The organism is Lacinutrix sp. (assembly GCF_037625555.1).
Taxonomy (GTDB): domain Bacteria; phylum Bacteroidota; class Bacteroidia; order Flavobacteriales; family Flavobacteriaceae; genus Lacinutrix.
Map to the genome: position 1 here is coordinate 1 of NZ_JASJHV010000133.1, position 3,291 is coordinate 3,291.

The following is a 3,291-nucleotide window of genomic DNA, read 5'->3' on the forward strand; positions in this document are numbered from 1 at the left end:
GGTATTTTGGATTGATTGTTAATTCCATATTTTTTATTTTTTTATAACTGATAAATAGTATCCATTAATATCCTTTTTTCACCTTCCTTTGTAAAAGGCAATTTTTGTTGGTATTTCCAAATTAAACTTTCCCATTCTTGCACTTTTAAGTTTGCTAAATCCATTGCTGTTTTTTTCTCAAAAGAAAAAGTTTCGTTTACTTCCATAATCATAAACAATCTATTACCTGTTAAGTAGATTTCTAAGTTTTCAATACCCGAAAATTGAATACTTTTAGTAATCTCAGGCCATATTTGTTTATGGTATTTTTTATATTCAGAAATTAGTTCGTGATCATTAATTAGATCTAATGCGAAACAATGTCTTTTCATAAAATGTACTATTATTTATGTACTTTAAATGTTCTATACCCATACATTGCAATAAAGCAGAAACAAATAAAAGGAAGAATAAAAGAAAAATTAACTCCAGAGAATGGGCCTATTTTTTCCATATCTATCATTAATCCTTGTAATATAGGCATTAATGCACCACCAACAATTGCCATTACTAATCCAGCAGCACCTATAGCTCTATCGTCTTCTCGTAAACCATCTAAAGCAATTCCGTAAATTGTAGGAAACATTAAAGACATAAATGCAGATGTTGCTACTAATAAGTATAAACCTGTTATACCTTCAATTAAAATAACGCCAGAAATGGTAACCATCGCACAAAGTGCAAAAATCATCAGTAATTTTTTGGAGTTTATATACTTCATTAAAAATGTACTTATAAATCGGCTACATAGAAATATAGTCATTGCAACTATATTATAATTTTGAGCATCTGCTTTAGCAATACCTAAATTACCTGCATATTGAATGATAAAAGTCCAACACATTATTTGTGCAGCAACATAAAATAATTGGGCTAAAACTCCTTCTTTGTACTTTCCATTTTTAAATAATCTAGAAAATGATGAGGATGCACTTGAGTAATTTTCTGATTTATTTCTCTTAGGCATTTTAGTCACAGCAATTAGAATAAGCATTGCAATAACAACAAAACCAAGAATTACATATGGATTTCTGATTATTGCTAAATCACTTGTTCTAATAATTGCCTTTTGAGCTTCATCAAGTGTGTTAAAAATTAACTCGCCTGCTTCATTTCTTTTATCAGAATCTAAAGCAACTAAAATAAATTTAGACGCTACAAACATTCCAAATAAAGAACCTATAGGGTTAAAAGCTTGAGCAAGATTCAAACGCCTTGTAGCTGTTCTTTCATCTCCCATTGATAAAATATATGGGTTTGCTGTAGTTTCTAAAAAAGCCAAACCAAATGTTAAAATGTATAAAGACCCTAAAAAGAATCCAAACACTTCAAATTTTGCTGCAGGATAAAATAATAATGCTCCAACAGCATATAAGGTTAATCCTAATAAAATACCTTTTTTATAGCTAAATTTTCTAACAAATAGAGCTGCAGGTATTGCCATTGTTGCATATCCTCCATAAAAAGCAAGTTGTACTAAAGCAGCTTTTGCTGTGGATATTTCCATAACTGTTCCAAATGCTGCTACCATTGGGTTTGTAATATCATTAGCAAATCCCCAAAGCGCAAATAATGAAGTTATAATTATAAATGGAATTAAAACTTCCTTTGATACTACTGGAATTTTTTCTGTATTACTCATACTTTTCTGGTTTAAAGATTAGAAAAGAACATAAATACTCAAAAGTATTTGAATTATAAATGTCCATCTTATAAAATTTCTACATATTTTAATCAAAAACAATGAAAAGATACTTTTATCTCACAAAAGCATTAGCCATACCACCATCAACATTTATAATATTTCCTGTAGATTTATCTAGGATCCCTACCAAAGAGAATACTCCGTTTGCAATATCACCTGGTGTGATGATCTCATTCAACAAGTTTCTTTTTGCATAAAAAGCTGGTAATTCTTCTACAGTAATACCATTTGCTTTAGCTCTACCTTCTGCCCAAGCACCTTCCCATATTTTACTTCCTACAATAACACCATCTGGGTTTACTGTATTGACTCTTATTTTGTCTTTTGCTAGTTCAGCAGCCAATAAGCGTACCATGTGCTGTTGTGCCGCTTTTGCTGTGCCATAGGCTACATTGTTTGGTCCTGCAACTAATCCATTTTTACTTGCTATTGAGATATAGTTTCCGCCTAAGCCTTGCTTGCGCATTATAGCTGCTGATTGTTTTGCCAAATCAAACTGCCCTTTCACCAAAATATTCTGTAAAATATTCCAATCTTTATCTGTCGTATCTTCTAAAGGCTTAGAAATTGCAAGGCCTGCACTATGAACAATAATATCTACACCTCCAAATTCCACACACGCTTTTTTGTAAGCATTAGCTATAGATTCGGTATTGGTAACATCACATACAGCAAAGGTGGACACATCTCTTTTATAGGTTTTACTAGCTTCTATCAAACTCTCTTCATTGATGTCTGTTAGTACTACATTAGCACCTTCAGCAGCAAGTTTGTCAGCAATTGCTTTACCAATACCTCCACCAGCTCCAGTGACAAAAGCTACTTTTCGAGACAATGGTTGTTCTTTAGGCATACGCTGTAATTTTGCTTCTTCTAATAACCAATATTCAATATCAAAAGCTTCTTGCCTTGGCAAAGAAGTGTATTGCGTAATTGCTTCGGCACCACGCATTACATTAATGGCGTTAATGTAAAATTCATTCGCTACACGTGTGGTTTGTTTATTTTTTGCAAAACTAAACATTCCAACACCCGGATATATAATGATTACTGGATTAGCATCACGCATCGCTGGACTATTCTCTTTTTTACAAGTGTTATAGTAATCTGCGTATTGCTGTCTATAGGTTTTAAATGCCGGTTCCAGTTTCTTTAAAATAGTATCAGCATCAGATAAATCTTCGTTTTTATCTAAAGTTAATACTAATGGCTGAATTTTAGTTCTTAAAAAATGATCTGGACAAGAAGTACCCATAGGTGCTAATCGTTCTAAATCATTACTATTAATGTATTCCATTACCACATCGGTATCAGAAAAATGTCCTATCATTCTATTTTCAGAAGAACATAAACCTCTTAGTAAAGGCATAATTTGAGCTGCTTTTTCTATACGATCTGCCTTTGGTAAGCTTTCTATTTTTTGTCCTCCAAAAACACTCCCTTTTGCTTTTACTTTATTTTCAATAAATTCTGAAGCCATTTCTATAACCTCCAAACTATTTATGTAACATTCATATGAAGTATCTCCCCAAGTAAATAAACCATGA

Annotated in this window: 3 protein-coding genes; all 3 read right to left on the bottom strand. The window is 32.0% G+C overall.

All coding sequences use genetic code 11. The annotated features are described in order from the left end of the window. Positions 1–41: 41 nt before the first annotated feature. Entirely contained in the window at positions 42–371 is a 330-nt protein-coding gene (locus QNK89_RS11035) for an L-rhamnose mutarotase (RefSeq protein WP_340171146.1), read from the bottom strand. Between the two features lie 11 nt (positions 372–382). Beyond that, positions 383–1,681: an L-fucose:H+ symporter permease gene (gene fucP / locus QNK89_RS11040; RefSeq protein ID WP_340171149.1), complete on the bottom strand. Its 1,299-nt coding sequence runs from the start codon at positions 1,679–1,681 to the stop codon at positions 383–385. Between the two features lie 115 nt (positions 1,682–1,796). Further along, positions 1,797–3,291, bottom strand: a 1,495-nt coding sequence (locus QNK89_RS11045; protein ID WP_340171152.1) for a bifunctional rhamnulose-1-phosphate aldolase/short-chain dehydrogenase, incomplete at its 5' end; no start/stop codon positions are given.

Bases quoted from the DNA above. Each gene is read 5' to 3' on its own strand.
- QNK89_RS11035 (WP_340171146.1), bottom strand. From the start codon at position 371: ATGAAAAGACATTGTTTCGCATTAGATCTAATTAATGATCACGAACTA.
- fucP (WP_340171149.1), bottom strand. From the start codon at position 1,681: ATGAGTAATACAGAAAAAATTCCAGTAGTATCAAAGGAAGTTTTAATT.